This window comes from Parvivirga hydrogeniphila (assembly GCF_023371205.1).
Classification (GTDB): Bacteria; Actinomycetota; Coriobacteriia; order Anaerosomatales; family Anaerosomataceae; genus Parvivirga; species Parvivirga hydrogeniphila.
Map to the genome: position 1 here is coordinate 341,734 of NZ_JAMCCO010000001.1, position 16,150 is coordinate 357,883.

The following is a 16,150-nucleotide window of genomic DNA, read 5'->3' on the forward strand; positions in this document are numbered from 1 at the left end:
CAGGCATCGCTGCGGCGAGGAGCGGAAGGGCGTCTCGCGTGGCACACCAGTCCTGGTACCGCAAGTACCGGCCGCAGACGTTCGACGACGTCGTCGGCCAGGCACACATCGAGCGGACCCTCCGCAACGCTGTCGAAGAGGGCGCTGTGGCGCACGCGTACCTCTTCACCGGGCCCCGCGGTACCGGCAAGACGACGACGGCCCGGCTGCTCGCTAAGGCGCTCAACTGCCAGGCCGGTCCCACGGGCGAGCCGGACGACACCTGCGAGGACTGCCGCCAGATCGCCGAGGGCAGCCACCCGGACGTTTACGAGCTCGACGCCGCCTCCCGCACGGGCGTCGACGCCGTCAGGGAGGAGATCATCGGCCGCGTGAGCTACGCGCCGACGAGGGGCCGGTACAAGGTCTACATCATCGATGAGGCGCACATGCTGTCTGCAGCAGCGTTCAACGCGCTGCTGAAAACGCTCGAAGAACCCCCGCCCAACACGGTGTTCGTGCTGTGCACCACCCATCCGCAGAAGGTGCCGGAGACCATCCATTCGCGGTGTCAGCGCTTCGAGTTCCGGCGGCTGTCGGTCGAGGAGATCGCCGAGAGGCTGAAGCACATCGCCGGGGCCGAAGGCGTCGAGGTGGAAGACGCGGCGCTCTCGCTCATCGCCAGGCACGCCGCAGGCGGCATGCGCGACGCGATCACGACGCTCGAGCAGCTCGCGTCGTTCGCGTCAGGCCCGGTGACCCTTGAAGACGCAGAGGGGCTTCTGGGGGAGGTCGGCTCTGAAGAGCTCTTCGAGGTCGTCGACCTGCTTGCCGCGGGAGACCTCGGCGAGCTGTTCGGCTTCGTCGCGGGACTCTCGGAGCGCGGCGCAGACCTCGCTGAGTTCGCGCTCGCGCTCGCGCGGCACGCACGGGACCTGCTCGTGGCGCTCGTGCTCGACGACCCAGGTCTCGCGCTCGACGTTCCGGCAGACGATCTGCGCCGTCTGCGGCGCCAGGCGCGCGAGCTCGGCCAGGCGCGGGTGGTCCGCATGCTCGACGTGCTCGACGAGCTCATGAGCGCGATGCGCAACGCTGCCGACGTCCGTCTTGCGCTGGAGGTGGCGCTCACGCGCTTGGCGAGGCCGGAGTCCGACCTCACGCTCGAAGCGCTCGCCGAGCGCATCGAAGCGGTGGAAGACGCGTTGCGCTCCGGCGCTCCGGCGCCGGCCCCCGTTCCTGCGCGCAAGGCCAGGCCGGAGGCGAGCAGCGCGAAAGCGAAGCCCGAGAAGCCCGCTGCATCGCCACGCCCGGAACCACTGAGCCGGACGACGCAGCACGCAACCCCGGAGGCGGCGGCAGGGGCAGGTGCGCTCGACCCGCGCACGGTGAAGCGCTCGTGGCCGGCGATCATCGCGGAGGTCCGCAAGAAGAAGCCGGCGCGATCGCACCTATTCGACTCGACGGAGCCGGAAGTCGTCGGAGACGCCATCGTCGTCGAGTTCCCGCGCGACCGCGCGTTCTCGATGGACATGGCGCGCGAGCCCGAGACGCTGGCGCTTCTCAAGGCCGCGATCGAGCGCGTGCTCGGCACCGTAGCGCCGATCGAGTTCCGGCTCGGGCGCGAGGGCGCCTCGTCGCCTGCGGAGCGCGTGGACGAGCCGGTCGCGCGCGCCGAAGCGGCAGCTGCGAGCGCGGACGAGCCGGTCGCGCGCGCCGAAGAACCGGGCCAAAGCGCCCTTTCCGAAGACCGCGGCGCCGTCGAAGGCGTGGAGAAGGCCCCGGTGCCTGCAGCCGACCCTGCGACGACGACAGAGCGGGCGCCGAGCGCGGCATCTGGAGCTGTTGGAGCGGACGACATCGAGGCCCGCCTGATGGCGGAGCTCGGGGCGACTGTCGTGGAAGAACGAACGATCGGCGATGCGGACGACGGTTCGCAGAGCTAGAAGGAGACGCTGATGAGACCGGACATGGGAAGCCTCATGAAGCAGGCCCAGCGCATGCAGGCAGAACTGGCGCGCGTGCAGGAGGAGATCGCGAACGAGCGCATCGAGGTATCGGTCGGCGGCGGTGCGGTGAAGGCCGTGATGACCGGCGCGCTCGTCTTGGAGTCGCTCGACATCGATCCGGGCGCCATGGATCCCGACGACGTGGGCATGCTGGAGGACCTCGTCGTCGCTGCGGTCAACGAAGCGCTGAGGCAAGCGCAAGAGGCGGCCGCCAAGCGCATGGAGGCCGTCACCGGCGGGCTGAAGATCCCGGGGCTGCGGTAGCGATGTCTTTGTATGCGCCAGCGATCGCGCGCCTCATCGAGGAGTTCCAGCGTCTTCCGGGCATCGGTCCGAAGTCCGCGCAGCGGCTCGCGTTCTTCATCTTGCGCTCCGACGAGGAGCGGGCGCAGCGGCTCGCTGACGCGATCGTCGAGGTCAAGCGGACGGTGAAGCTCTGCTCGCAGTGCTTCAACCTCGCCGAAGGCGACCTCTGCGAGATCTGCGCGTCTGAGAAGCGCGACCGAAGCGTGCTGTGCGTCGTCGAGGAGCCACGCGACGTTGTGGCGATCGAGCGCTCGGGAGGCTTCTGCGGGCTGTACCACGTCTTGCACGGTGCCATCTCGCCCATGGATGGCATCGGACCGGAGCAGCTGAAGATGCGAGAGCTCGTCGAGCGTGTGGGGTCTGGCGCCGTCAAAGAAGTGATCGTTGCGACGAACCCGAACGTGGAGGGCGAGACGACGGCGCTGTACATCGCCCGGCTGCTGCGTCCGCTCGGCGTGCGTGTCACCCGCATCGCGTCGGGGCTGCCGGTCGGCGGCGACCTCGAGTATGCGGACGAGGTCACGCTCAGCCGGGCCCTTGAAGGCCGGCGAGACATCGGGGAATGACAGTTTTTGTTTACCGTTCACCGAAAGATGACGCCGCTGAGCTGCGGGAAACACCCGCTCGGAGGGTGCCCGCCCGTATCCTGGACTGACCCGGTCGCCTTCCCCCGAGCCGTTCGTCGCGAAGACCGGGCGTTGCCGCTGACGAGGAAGGGGATGCCATGCAGCAGCTGACGGAGATCCGTTGGCATGCGCGTGCCGGACAGGGCGCCGTGACGGCAGCCAAGCTTGTCGCTGAGACAGCGCTCGAGCTGGACCAGTACATGCAGGCCATGCCGGAGTACGGTCCTGAACGGATGGGCGCGCCGATCAAGGCGTTCACGCGCATCTCTCCCGAGCCCATCGAGATCCACTGCAACATCGACCATCCGAACGTCGTCATCGTCCTCGACGAGACGCTCCTCGCGATCGTCGACGTGACGGAGGGGCTTCAAGACGGCGGGATCATCATCGTGAACACCTGCAAGACGCCTGACGCCCTCCGAACCGAACTGAAGCTCGAGGGCAGAGACGTGAGAGTCGCGTCCGTCGACGCGTCCGGCATCTCGCTCGAGACGCTGAAGCGCGACATCCCCAACACGCCGATGGTCGGCGCGTTGGCGAAAGCCACGGGCCTGTTCTCGCTCGACGACGTCATCGCGCACCTCACCAAGACGTTCGGCAAGAAGTTCTCTCAGGACGTGATCGACGCGAACATCGCCTCGGTCAAGCGCGCATACGAGGAGGTGAGCGTCGGATGAAGTGGGACGTCTCGCGCATCAACGAGTGGACGAGCGAAGAGTTCCCGCTCGGGGCGGTCATTCCCGAGGCCGGCAACTCCGATGACTACGTCACTGGCGGGTGGCGCAGCCAGCGGCCGGAGCGTGACGACGCGAAGTGCACGCAGTGCCTGCTGTGCTGGATCGTCTGCCCCGATTCGGCGATCCGCGTCGAGAACGAGAAGGTGACGACCTTCGACCTCGCGCACTGCAAGGGCTGCGGGGTGTGCGCGAACGAGTGCCCGGTCGGCGCCATCACGATGGTGCCCGAGGGCTGCGATCTTCCGGAGGTGAAGTGACGTGGCGGAGCAGAAGGTCGTAGCCGCGACCGGCAACACCGTGGTCGCCGAGGCGATGCGGCAGTGCAGGCCCGACGTCGTCGCCGCGTACCCCATCACGCCGCAGACGACGATCGTCGAGGAGTTCGCCGCGTTCGTCGCCAAAGGCCGCGTCCACACCGAGTACGTCACGGTCGAGTCCGAGCACTCGGCCATGAGCGCCTGCATCGGTGCGTCTGCGGCCGGCGCGCGCGTGATGACCGCGACGTCTTCGCAGGGCCTCGCTCTCATGTGGGAGGAGCTCCACATCGCCAGCGGCATGCGGCTCCCGATCGTGATGGCCAACGCGAATCGCGCGCTCTCTGCGCCGATCAACATCCACTGCGATCACTCGGACGTCATGGGCGCCCGGGACGCGGGCTGGATCATGCTCTTTGCCGAGACGGCCCAGGAGGCGTACGACAACACCATCATGGCGGTGCGGATCGCTGAGGACCCGGACGTGCTGCTCCCCGTGATGAGCTGCCTCGACGGCTTCATCACGACGCACTCGATCGACAGGATCTCGCTCCTCGATGACGAGACGGTGGCTGCGTTCGTCGGCGAGCGGAAGGCCGACTGGGCGCTGCTCGACGTCGAGCGTCCCGTGACGCATGGCGCCTTCGCGGGCCTCGGCGGGCCGTACCCTGCGTTCAAGAAGGCGGAGCGCGACGCCATCGAACGCTCTCGCGCGGTGATCGCCCGGGTCGGCGAAGAGTACGCAAGAATCTCAGGCCGCCCCTTTGGCATGCTCGAGACATGGGGCATGGAAGACGCCGAGGTCGCGATCGTCGTCATCGGCTCGACGGCCGGCAACGTGCGTCACGTCGCCCGCTCGCTGCGCGAGGCCGGCTCGAAGGTCGGCGTGGTGAAGGTGCGGTGCTTCCGCCCGTTCCCGTACGCCGAGCTCGCCAAGACGCTGTCCGGCGTCAAGGCCGTCGCCGTCATGGACCGCGCAGAGTCGTTCGGCGCAGAAGGCGGCCCGCTGTTCTTGGAGACGCGCTCTGCTCTGTATGACGCTGCCGAGCGTCCGGCCGTTGTCGGGTACGTGTACGGGCTAGGCGGCAGCGACGTGAAGCTCGATCTGGTCGAGTCCGTGTACGGCGACCTCGCAGACATCGCCAGCGGATCGCCCGTTCCAGCAGGCCCCGTCTACCTCGGCGCACGATAGGAGGCGCAGATGGCGACACTGAAGGAGCTCACCCATCGCGAGGACAGGCTCGCTGGCGGACACAGGCTGTGTCCGGGCTGCGGCGCCTCCATCGCCGTTCGGCAGGTGCTGCTCGGCGCAGGGGAGGACCCGGTCGTGGCGGGGTGCGCCACGGGGTGCCTCGAAGTCTCGACGACGATCTACCCCTACACGTCGTGGCGGACCCCGTTCATCCACAACGCGTTCGAGAACGCGGCAGCGACCATCTCGGGCGTGGAGGCGGCGTTCCAGGGGCTCAAGCGCGCAGGGAAGATCCCTGCTGACAAGCGCGTGAAGTTCGTCGCGTTCGGCGGGGACGGCGGCACGTACGACATCGGCCTGCAGTCGCTTTCCGGAGCGATGGAGCGCGGGCACGACATGGTGTACGTGTGCTACGACAACGGCGCGTACATGAACACCGGCATCCAGCGCTCTTCTGCCACGCCAAAGGGCGCATGGGCGACGACGGCGCAGGTCGGGCCGGCGCAGCAGGGCAAGCAGCAGCGGCGCAAAGACCTGACGCAGATCATGGCGGCGCACGGCATCCCGTACGTTGCGCAGGCATCGGTCAGCCACTGGAAGGACCTGACGGAGAAAGCAGCCAAGGCCTTTGCCGTCGAGGGGCCCGCGTTCATCAACGTGTTCGCGCCTTGTCCGCGCGGATGGCGGATCCCCCACGACAAGACTATCGAGATCGCGAAACTCGCGGTCCAAACGGGCTTCTGGCCGTTGTACGAGGTCGAGGACGGTGTCTGGCGGCAGACCGTGAAGGTCGTCAACCGCAAGCCGATCGAGGAGTTCTTGCGCCCGCAGGGCAGGTTCAAGCACCTGTTCGCGCCTGGGAACGAGCACCTGCTGGCCGAGATCCAGGCGGACGTCGACCGCGCGTGGGAGCAGCTCCAGAAGCGCTTCGCAAAGGACTGAGAACCCTCGGCGTCCGCCGCCGTCCATGTCGCGCACTGCAAGGCCCCGGTCGCTCACGCGTCGGGGCCTTCGCGGTGCTAGAATCAGCACCGTCGGCTGCCCTATCGATTGGAGATGGATGTCGCGCATCGGCCGATCGTCGTTCTCGACCGCGGCGAGGACGAATCCGCGAAGATCGTCTTCAGAAGGCACGTGCTCGGCGCCTCGCTGGAGGTCACGACGAGCGCAGGCGTCCTGTCGTTGGAGCCCGACATGATCGACGCGGTGGCGTCCACCCCGGGGGCTATCGGCTACTGCTCCCTCGGCGCTGCGGTCGCCGAGGGGGCGCGAATACAGGTGCTCGATCTCGATGGCGTGAAGCCCACCGTCGAGAACGTGTCGACCGGCAGATACCCGATGGTCCGCCCGCTCGGCGTCGTGGCTCGGCCGGATGCTCCGGCGGCCGTGACGCGCTTCATCCAGTGGGCAGCGGGACCTGAGGGACGGGCCGTGATGGAACGTCACGGCTACGCGGCGGTGCGCTGAGGTTCCACGATGCCCACGAAGCGGAGCTCCCGACGTCGCCTGCACAACGAGATCGTCTATCCGCTTCTCGGGGCGTTGCTCACCGTCGGCGTCGTTGCAGTGATCCTCGGCGTGACGGTCGTCGGGAGCATCAGCGAGACCTGGGTCGACGAACAGGCCGCAAGCATCGCGGTAGAAGCGACGGGTTTCCTCACACAGCACGCCGTCGATTTGAGCAGGATGGCGGGTCTCGCTGCACGGGACCAGGTTCTGGAGTCTGCGGCCGAGTCCGGAGATGCGGGACGGGTCGCGGCGCGGCTCGCCGTGCTGCGAAGCGTGCTCGGCGGCGATGCGATGATCGTCTTGGGCGAGGAGGGGCGGACGATCGCCGCCGTCGGGGACGTGCATGCCCCTCTGGGCTCTCGACTGCTTCCAGAGGACGCTGTCGCGTACGCGCGCATCGACATGGCCTACGCGACGTTCGTGAAGATCGGCGACACCGCCTACCTCTGCTGCCTGAGCCCGGTCCGCACGCGCGACTACCGTACGGTGACTCTCGTGATGTGCCAAGCGCTCGATGACGCGATGCTCTCGGCCCTGCTGCCCGCGCGCGGCGGCGGCGTGGCGGTCTTCGGGCCTGAAGGGGCCGTGCCGGCGGTTCGGGTGTCGCCGCAGAGCAAGGACGCCAAGGAGCTCCGCCAGGCCCTGAGGTCGGTGACCGTGCGCGGCACTGCAACGGAGGCGCCCGCGTGGAGCATCGTGCTCTCCGCGAGCCGCTATCGCGCGAGTGCCGTGCGATTCCGGCTTCCAGGAGACCCGCGCCAAGCGGCGGTATGGGTGATCGGGGTGGCGCCGACCACGATCGTCGAGAGGGTCCGCACCTCCACGACGCTTCTGATCGTGCTCTGGACAGTGGTGGCGATCGGCTCGCTGTTCGGGCTCGGGTGGTATCTGGCGAACAGGGTCGGGACGCCGATCGCCCGGCTCTCGGAGGCCGTCGAGCGCGTCGCCTCCGGCGATTACGACGTCGACTTCCGTGCTGATGGCGACAACGAGATCGCGGTGCTTTCCGAGAACCTTGCGAAGATGACCGGGTCCTTGCGCGACCGCACCGACGGCCTGACGCGCAAAGTGCTCGAACTCGCGACGCTCTACGAGATGAGCAGGGTCCTCGGAGCGACGCTCGAGCTGGACGTGCTGCTCGACGCGGTGCTCGACTCCACGCTGCGCATATTCGGCGCCGACGTGGGGTTCGTGGCTCTTCTCGACAAAGACACGCGCGAGCTCGACGTGCGGGCGTGGCGAGGCATTCATGCGAACGAGATCCATCCGTCAGGCGGCGGCTCGATGGCTGAATGGGTCGTCAAGGAAGGCAGGCCGCTGCTGTACAACCCTCCTGCCGACGATGCGGACCGCGGGCCACGGCCAGAGCCGGCCACCGGCGCCCTCGCTGCCGTGTGCGTGCCCCTTCACACGGCAGAAGGTGTGATCGGCGCGCTGTATGTCGGGAGCTCCGATCCGGGCGCCCGGTTCACCAGCGAAGACGTGCGGCTGCTTTCGACCATCGCGAACCATGCGACCATCGCGATCGGCAACATCGATCTGTACGCATCGTTGCAGGAAGCGTACCTCTCGACGGTCCGCGCCCTGGCCGCTGCGATCGATGCGAAAGACCCCTACACGCGCGGCCATTCGGAGCGGGTGGCGACGTACGCGCTCATGATCGCAGAGCGCATGGGACTTGCGTCCGAGCAGAAAGACGCGCTCGAGATGGCGTCGTACCTGCACGACATCGGCAAGATCGGCATCTCGGAAGACATCCTTCTCAAACCAGGCAAGCTCTCGGACGAAGAAATGGGCCAGATGCGGCACCATCCGCTGATCGGCGCGAACATCCTCAAGCCCGTGTCGTTCCCGTGGCCGATCCTCCCGGTGGTCAGGCATCACCACGAGCACTACGACGGCGGCGGCTACCCCGCGGGGCTGCGCGGCGAGGAGATCCCGCTCCTTGCTCGCATCCTGACCGTAGCGGACTCGTACGAGGCGATGACCTCGGACCGGCCATACCGGCGCGGCCGCTCCACAGAGGAGGCCATCGCGGAGCTCAAGCGCTGCTCCGGCTCGCAGTTCGACCCGAAGATCGTCGAAGCGTTCGTGGAGGTGCTCGAGCTCGCTCAGCTGGAGCAGCAGCTTCCCGTCGAAGGAGCCGCTGTGCCTGCGGCAGAAGGAGAAGCGCTGCCCGAGCAAGAAGGCGCCGCACTGACGGCGCTGTGCGAGGGCGTGCTCACGGCCTTCCGCCGGCTGGGCGGCCCTCGGCTGTCCGCCAACGTCGAGCGCGAAGCGAACGCGCGCATGGCCGAGCAGGGCCTCCCGTATTCATTGCGCTCCGGTCGGCTCGTGGGAGCGGTCGAAGCTGGCGCCGACGCTGATGACTTGTCGCGCGCAGCAGAGACCGTCATCGCGGCCATCAAAGACGCCACCGGCGAGGGCCTGGCAGCGCAGTTCGTCGGCGAGGCGCTGCAGCAGCTGCCTCCGCGCATGCGCATCGTGGCCCAGGGCATCGCCGAACGCGTTCTCGGCCAGCCGAGCGCGTGAGGAACGGTGCTGGTACACTATCCCGCAACCTCACGTCAGCCAGATGCGCGTCCCGGGAGAGTGTGATGGCTCTCGTCGTCCAGAAGTATGGAGGCACGTCAGTCGGCACGCCGGAGCGGATCCGCGCGGTGGCACGCAGGATCATCGCGCGCAAGCGCGCCGGCGACGATGTCGTGGCGGTCGTCTCTGCCATGGGGCACGTCACCGACGAGCTCGTCGAGCTCGCGCACAGCGTGTCGGCAGAGCCGCCTGAGCGCGAGATGGACATGCTGCTCGCAACCGGCGAGCAGGTGTCGATCGCGCTGCTGGCCATGGCGATCCACGCCGAGGGGCACGATGCGGTGTCGTTCACGGGGCAGCAGGTCGGCATCGTCACCGACCCGGTGCACGGGAAGGCCAAGATCCAGAAGGTGCAGGCCGACCGCGTTCGCGAGGCGCTTGCCGACGGCAAGATCGTCATCGTCGCCGGCTTCCAGGGAGTGACCGAAGACGGGCAGATCACGACGCTGGGGCGCGGGGGTTCCGATACGACGGCAGTGGCCGTCGCCGCAGGCATCGGGGCGGACGTGTGCGAGATCTACACCGACGTGGACGGCGTGTTCACCGCGGATCCCCGCATCGTTCCTGAGGCCCGCAAGATCGACGTCATCTCCTACGAAGAGATGCTGGAGCTTGCGGCGAGCGGTGCGGGCGTCCTGCAGCTGCGCAGCGTCGAGTTCGCGCGCAACCACGGAGTCGTCATACACTGCCGGTCGTCGTTCAATGACGAGCCGGGCACCATCGTCAAGGAGGCCGATGAGACCATGGAGCAAGCCATCATCTCGGGCGTGGCGCACGACACCTCTGAGGCGAAGGTCACCATCCGCGATGTCCCGGACCGCCCTGGCGTTGCCGCAACCGTGTTCACCAAGATGGCCGAAGCGCACGTCAATGTCGACATGATCATCCAGAACGTCTCCGAGCAGGGGCTCACCGACATCTCATTCACCGTGCCGAAGACGGACCTGGTCCGTGCGCGGCGGGCCGTCGGAGAGGTCGTGCAGGAGCTCGGCGCCCGCACGTGGGCTCTCGACGAGTCGATCGCGAAGGTGTCGCTGGTGGGCGCCGGCATGAAGACGCATCCTGGCGTCGCAGCGAAGATGTTCAGCGTGCTCGCCGATGCCGGCGTGAACATCGACATGATCTCGACCTCGTCGATCCGCATCTCCTGCGTCATCGAGGCGGACAAGGTCGAGCAGGCGGTCCGGGCTCTGCACAGCGGGTTCGGTCTGGACGCCGAGATGATCACTACGGAAGTGTCGCCCGGTTGCGGTGAGGAGTCATAAGGTGGCGTGGACGAAGCAGATGCCCGCACGTCCGGTTGTCGCGGTCGCCGGAGCGACGGGCGCCGTGGGAGCCGAGATGCTCGCGGTGCTCGAGCAGCGCGATTTCCCGCTCTCCGGCATCCGCGCCCTCGCATCGGCGCGTTCGGCAGGCAAGCGCGTACGGTTCAGAGGAGAGGACGTCGTCGTCGAGGAGCTCACCGAAGGTTCCTTCGACGGGGTGGACATCGCGCTGTTCTCGGCAGGCGCCTCGGTGAGCAAGCAGTATCGTGAGGCAGTCACCTCCGCTGGCGCGGTGATGATCGACAACTCGTCCGCGTTCCGGATGGAGCCAGGCGTCCCGCTCGTGGTCCCTGAGGTGAACCCGGACGATGCGCTTTCGCACCAGGGCGTGATCGCGAACCCGAACTGCTCGACGATCCAGATGGTGGTGGCGCTCGCGCCGCTCGAGCGGCTTGCGCCGATCAAGAGGGTCGTGGTCGCGACGTACCAGGCCGCAAGCGGTGCCGGCCAGGCGGCGATGGACGAGCTGTATGCGCAGACAGCGGACTTCCTCGCAGGCAGGCCGGTCGAGCCCAAGCGGTTCGCTCACCGCATCGCTTTCAACTGCATCCCGCACATCGACGTCTTCTTGGAGGACGGCTCCACGAAAGAGGAGTGGAAGATGGTCGTGGAGACGCAGAAGATCATGCACCGGCCCGACCTCGTTGTCGCGGCGACGTGCGTGCGAGTCCCTGTGCTGCGGTGCCACTCCGAGGCCGTCGCTGTCGAGTTCGGCGCCCCGGTCGACCTCGCTGACGTGCGTGAAGCGCTCGCAGGAGCGCCGGGCGTGACGGTCCTCGACGAGGTCGCCAAGAACCGCTATCCCATGCCAGCGATGCTCGAAGGGACCGATGACGTCTACGTCGGCCGCATCCGGCGCGATCCGAGCGTCGAAAGCGGCATTCAGATGTGGGTGGTGGCGGACCAGCTGCGCAAGGGCGCCGCGCTGAACGCGGTGCAGATAGCCGAGATGCTCCTTCCGCGCTAGTATTAACGGGTGGCCGATCATCGCGAGGAGGGCGTCATGGCCGAATCCACCATCCTGATCGTCGAGGACGACCAGACCATCGCGCGGTTCGTGCAGCTCGAGCTGGAGCACGCCGGATACCAAGTGCTGCGGGCGGGCGATGGCTCGACGGCGATGGACCTTCTGGCCGAGAACGACGTGGACCTCGTGATCCTCGACCTCATGCTGCCGGGCGTGGACGGCTTGGACGTGGCGCGCTTCATCCGCAAGAAGGGCATGGACGTGCCGATTCTCATGCTGACTGCGCGCTCTGAGACGCACGACGTCGTCATGGGGTTCGAGGCCGGCGCAGACGACTACCTGCGCAAGCCGTTCGAGATACCGGAGCTCCTGTCCCGCGTCCGGGCGTTACTGAAACGGACGAAGGCAAAAGCAGGGGTCCGCTACGAGGCGTCCGGCGTGTCGATCGACCTCGAGAAGCGTGAAGCGACGCGCAACGGGCAGCCGCTGAACCTGACGAGCAAAGAGTTCGACCTGCTCGCATACCTCGTCGCGAACGCTGGCAGGGTCGTGTCCCGCGACGAGATATTCGAAGCGGTATGGGGCGGCCAACCGGCCTCCGAGAGCAACGTCATCGAAGTGTTCGTCTGCCATCTGCGCACGAAGATCGGCGACAAGGAAGCGAAGATCATCCAGACCATCCGCGGGGTGGGCTACTTCTTCGCCCGGGGATAGATGCGCCTGAAGTCCATACGCGCGAGAGTCCTGTACCTTGCTGCCGTCTTCGCGGCGCTTCTCGTCGGAAGCGTCACGCTCGCGACGTACTTCGTCGTGTCACAGAGCATGGACGCATCGGCCCGGGAGACGTGCTCGCACATCGCGTCGTTCGCAGCGGCAGCGGCGCAGCGGCTGGAGGGCTCCTCCGATGCAGGAGCCGGTGCCGCTGGCACGGAGGCCGGAGCGCTGCAGCGAGCGCTTGAGCCGGTGACCGCGCTCTTCGACGGGACCCAGGTGACGCTGTGGGCCGCGCCGGGTGCAGGCGGAGGCTTCCGGGAGGCGTGGTCGAACGCCCCGGGCGCGCGTTTGCGCTCACCGGCGGACGCAGACCGTGCGCTTGCAAGCGGCAAGACGGTCCAGGTCAAGGTCGGAGGTGGTCGGTTCCTGGCAGGATTCTTGAGCCGGGCCGATCTCGGTCTTTGGATCGCGTACGTGCCAGTGCAAGCATCCGACGGCGGCAGAGCGATCATCGAGATCGTGCACGACCCCGTGTGCCAGGAGAGCGTGCTTGACGGTGCCCGCGCCCCGATGGTGGCCGTCGGGCTCCTGGCGACCGCGATCGCTATCCTGATGATGCAAATCGTGATGGGCTGGGTGCTCTCGCTCGTCGACCAGGTCCGTCGCGCCGCGGACTCGATCGACGCCGGCCAGCTCGACGTCCGGCTTCCAGAGGAAGGCGAGCATGAGATCGCCGAGCTCGCGAAGTCGCTCAATGCGCTCATCGATCGCCTGAGGAAGCGGGCGGAGGCGCAGACGCGGTTCGTGGCGGATGCGTCGCACGAACTGGCGACGCCGGTCGCGGGCATCAGGGGCTACGTGAACATCCTGCGCGCGTGGGGAGCGGAGGATCCTGAGATGCGCGACGAGGCGATCGCGGCGATCGACCGCGAATCGCGGCGCATGGCGAAACTGTGCTCGGACCTCCTGTCGATGATCAGGAGCGAGGAGATCTTGGAGTTCAAGCACGTCCGCTACGACATCAACGCCGTGGCCCGCGAGGTGCTTGCGAACGCAGCCACACGCTACATCGACAAGCATCTCGAGTTCTTGGGACCAGAAGAGGGGCCTCTCGCGCTGTGGGGCGACCCAGACCGCATCGAGGAGGCGCTCGGCATCCTGGTGGACAACGCGTGCAAGTACACGCCGGCCGGCGGCCGCGTACAGGTCAGCACGCGCCGCCACAAGGACCGCATCATCGTCGAGGTGAGCGACACCGGCATCGGGATACCTGAAGAGGACCTCCCGAACATCTTCGAGCGCTTCTACCGGAGCGACGCCTCCCGCTCGAAGGAGACGGGAGGGTTCGGTCTCGGGCTTTCCATCGCGAAGCACATCGTCGACGCGAGCGGCGGCATGATCTGGGCCCGCAGCAAGCTCGGGTCGGGCACGACGTTCATCATCTCGCTTCCGCGCAACAAGCAGAAAGGCGCCAACGAATGACAGGGTCTTCCAAGGAACAGCGACAGGAGTCGCCGGGAAGCGGTGTCGGCTCGCCGACGCATCGGCGTTCGCGCTACATCGCGCAGGCCGGACTGATTGCTGCGCTCTACGCGGCGGCCACGCTGCCGATGATCCAGAACCCGCTCGCCTACGGACCCGTGCAGGTACGGTTGTCCGAGGCGCTCACGGTGCTCGCGCTGTTCACGCCCGCGGCCGTTCCCGGGCTCGCCATCGGGTGCGCCGTCGCCAACGGCGCGATGGTGGCCCAGTTCGGGCCGACCGCTCTGCTGGACGTGGTCTTCGGCTCGCTCGCCACCTTGCTCGGCGCCGCGTGGACGTACCGTCTCCGCAGACGGCCCGCCGTAGCGCTCCTCGGTCCCGTCGTCGCCAATGCAGTCATCGTGGCGGCGTACCTCCCCATCGTCTTGGCGGCAACGGGGCTGTACGACACCCCGTTGCTCGGAGTGCACGTGAGCGACTCGTGGCTGTGGATGTACCTGTTCGGCGTCGTCACGATCGCGGCCGGCGAGTTCGTCGCCGTCTATCTCGTGGGCGGCCTGCTCGCCGTGGCGTTGCGGCTCTCAGGGGCTGCGCGTATCGTCGGCGAGTAGGGGCGGACGGCAAGGGGGGCGTTCGGTGGGCGAGGAGAGCACAGCAGGACGGACAGGGCAACGCGCGGAGGCGCGCGGCCCGCTCATCTTCCATGAGAAGTCGTCGTGCACCGAGTGCTGGGGGTGCGTCAGAGTCTGTCCGGTGAAGGCGATCCGTGTCCTCGATGGGCGTTCGGAGGTCATCCAGGAGAAGTGCATCGCCTGCGGGCTGTGCGTCGGCGAGTGCGGCGCTAAGGCGCACCAGGTCCGTGACGACACGCCTGGCGTGTGGGAGCTCCTGCGCTCCCGCAGAACGGTGGTCGCGCTGCTCGCATCCGAGTTCATCGCAGCGCTGCATCCGATGACGCCGCTTGCGGTAGAGCGCGCGCTCGCTGGCCTCGGATTCGCCTCGGTCGAGACGACCGCGCTCGGCGAGGAGATCGTCGCTCTCGAGTACGAGCGCGCGGCCGCACGCGAGGCGTCGCTGTTCACCATCCGGTCGACGTGTCCTGTGGTCGTCGACTTCGTCCGCAAGTACCATCCGGCCCTGGCTCCTGCGCTTGCCCCGATCGTGCCGCCGTACGTCGCGCAGGCGAGGCTCATCAGGTCGATGTACGGCACAGACGTGGCGATCGTGTACGTGGGCCCCTGCTACGCTCGCAAGGACGAGGCATTCGATCCGGAGCTTGGCGGACCGGTGGATGCGGCGATCGACTTCTTGGAGCTCAAGGAGATGATCGCGTCCAAGGAGCGCACGGGCGGCCACCGGGCGGTCCACGCGAACGCGCCTGCGCGGCCGAGGATCCTCAAGCAGGTCTCGCTCACCGACGGGTTCCCCCGCGAGGTGCTCGCGAGCCGCTCGCCTACCGACGGGCTGGTCCACGTGGTCCGCGGGATCCCCGACCTGGATCGGTTGCTGAAGGCCATCGAGGCCGGCGAGACGGCGCCTGCGGTGATCGACGCGCTCAACTGCGAGGGCTGCATCGATGGCCCGGCGGTCAATCCGGGCATGTCGTTGTACGCGAAACGCAACGTGGACCGGGCGTCGCGTTCCGCCGCGGGCATCGCGGCGGTGAGCACGCGCACGATCGTCGAGGTGCTTCCGAGCATCGATCTTGTGCGGTCGTTCCGTCCGGCTCCGGTGCGCGTGCCGCGACCGAGCGAGGAGGTCATCGACGCGCTCCTTGCGGAGGGCGGCTTCTTGTCGAGGGCCGAGGTCCTTGACTGTGGGGCGTGCGGACACTCGACGTGCGTCGAGCACGCCGAGGCGATCTTCCGGGGCGAATCCACCTGGGAGATGTGCTTCCCGCTCCAGCGACGCCGCTTGCAGGAGGCGAGCACCGCGCTGCAAGCGCTCGTCACGATCGACGAGCTCACGGGGGTCTGGAACGGCCGGGCCTTGGACGAACGGCTCGAGCTGGAACTGGCGCGCTTCGCGCGCTATGGGACCCCGCTCTCGCTCGTCGTGCTCGACGTCGACGGCTTCGGAGCCGTGAACGACCTCGTGGGAGAGGCGGGAGCGGACGACGTGCTCAAGCGCATCGCAGAAGCGCTCGCTTCCAGCGTTCGCACCACGGACATGGTGGCCCGCGTCGGCGGCGATCAGTTCGCGGTCCTGCTGCCGGGCGTTGGGAAGACCGCGGCGTTCGCGGTGGCCGAGAAGCTGCGATCGCTCGTGCGCGAGCTCAGCATCCAGGTCGGCGGCGGGTATACAGGTGATGTGCGGGTCACGCTCTCTGCGGGAGTCGCTTCGGCGCATACGGGCACGCTCGAAGGCGACGACCTTGTCGAAGCGGCGGAATCGGCGCTCGCCGAGGCCGCCAGACAGGGCCCCGATCAGGTCAGGATAGCGGCGTCAGGATAGGAGGGCT

The 16,150-nt window shown here is 67.7% G+C and carries 15 protein-coding genes; all 15 read left to right on the forward strand.

The window, feature by feature from the left end; all coding sequences use genetic code 11:
• Positions 1-38 precede the first annotated feature (38 nt).
• Positions 39-1,922 (forward strand): DNA polymerase III subunit gamma/tau, encoded by a 1,884-nt coding sequence (gene dnaX / locus MX659_RS01715; RefSeq protein WP_267191753.1) that lies wholly within the window; start codon positions 39-41, stop codon positions 1,920-1,922.
• 12 nt (positions 1,923-1,934) lie between these two features.
• A complete protein-coding gene (locus MX659_RS01720) occupies positions 1,935-2,249 on the forward strand; it encodes a YbaB/EbfC family nucleoid-associated protein (protein ID WP_267191754.1) in 315 nt (104 codons plus the stop codon).
• A gap of 2 nt (positions 2,250-2,251) precedes the next feature.
• Positions 2,252-2,857 carry a recombination mediator RecR gene (recR, locus tag MX659_RS01725; protein ID WP_267191755.1) on the forward strand — a complete coding sequence of 202 codons (606 nt, stop codon included), beginning with the start codon at positions 2,252-2,254 and terminating at the stop codon, positions 2,855-2,857.
• A gap of 158 nt (positions 2,858-3,015) precedes the next feature.
• The gene (locus MX659_RS01730; RefSeq protein ID WP_267191756.1) at positions 3,016-3,594 is read left to right on the forward strand and encodes a 2-oxoacid:acceptor oxidoreductase family protein; all 579 of its coding nucleotides are present in this window, start codon (positions 3,016-3,018) and stop codon (positions 3,592-3,594) included.
• Entirely contained in the window at positions 3,591-3,911 is a 321-nt protein-coding gene (locus MX659_RS01735; protein ID WP_267191757.1) for a 4Fe-4S binding protein, read from the forward strand. Before MX659_RS01730 ends, MX659_RS01735 begins: the two co-directional genes overlap by 4 nt.
• 1 nt (position 3,912) lies before the next feature.
• Positions 3,913-5,100 (forward strand): pyruvate ferredoxin oxidoreductase, encoded by a 1,188-nt coding sequence (porA, locus tag MX659_RS01740; protein ID WP_267191758.1) that lies wholly within the window; start codon positions 3,913-3,915, stop codon positions 5,098-5,100.
• A gap of 9 nt (positions 5,101-5,109) precedes the next feature.
• Complete coding sequence (locus MX659_RS01745; protein ID WP_267191759.1) at positions 5,110-6,042, forward strand: thiamine pyrophosphate-dependent enzyme; 933 nt, start codon at positions 5,110-5,112, stop codon at positions 6,040-6,042.
• A gap of 114 nt (positions 6,043-6,156) precedes the next feature.
• Positions 6,157-6,567, forward strand: a complete 411-nt coding sequence (locus tag MX659_RS01750; protein ID WP_267191760.1) for a substrate-binding domain-containing protein — start codon at positions 6,157-6,159, stop codon at positions 6,565-6,567.
• 9 nt (positions 6,568-6,576) lie between these two features.
• The gene (locus MX659_RS01755; RefSeq protein WP_267191761.1) at positions 6,577-9,141 is read left to right on the forward strand and encodes an HD domain-containing phosphohydrolase; all 2,565 of its coding nucleotides are present in this window, start codon (positions 6,577-6,579) and stop codon (positions 9,139-9,141) included.
• 65 nt (positions 9,142-9,206) lie between these two features.
• Positions 9,207-10,466 carry an aspartate kinase gene (locus tag MX659_RS01760; protein WP_267191762.1) on the forward strand — a complete coding sequence of 420 codons (1,260 nt, stop codon included), beginning with the start codon at positions 9,207-9,209 and terminating at the stop codon, positions 10,464-10,466.
• 1 nt (position 10,467) lies between these two features.
• A complete protein-coding gene (locus tag MX659_RS01765) occupies positions 10,468-11,493 on the forward strand; it encodes an aspartate-semialdehyde dehydrogenase (protein ID WP_267191763.1) in 1,026 nt (341 codons plus the stop codon).
• A 36-nt stretch (positions 11,494-11,529) separates the two neighbouring features.
• Entirely contained in the window at positions 11,530-12,207 is a 678-nt protein-coding gene (locus tag MX659_RS01770) for a response regulator transcription factor (protein WP_267191764.1), read from the forward strand.
• A complete protein-coding gene (locus MX659_RS01775; RefSeq protein WP_267191765.1) occupies positions 12,208-13,689 on the forward strand; it encodes a sensor histidine kinase in 1,482 nt (493 codons plus the stop codon).
• Entirely contained in the window at positions 13,686-14,300 is a 615-nt protein-coding gene (locus tag MX659_RS01780) for a QueT transporter family protein (RefSeq protein WP_267191766.1), read from the forward strand. The genes MX659_RS01775 and MX659_RS01780 overlap by 4 nt, the downstream gene beginning before the upstream one ends.
• Before the next feature lie 25 nt (positions 14,301-14,325).
• Positions 14,326-16,143: a diguanylate cyclase gene (locus MX659_RS01785; RefSeq protein WP_267191767.1), complete on the forward strand. Its 1,818-nt coding sequence runs from the start codon at positions 14,326-14,328 to the stop codon at positions 16,141-16,143.
• The last annotated feature ends 7 nt before the right edge of the window (positions 16,144-16,150 follow it).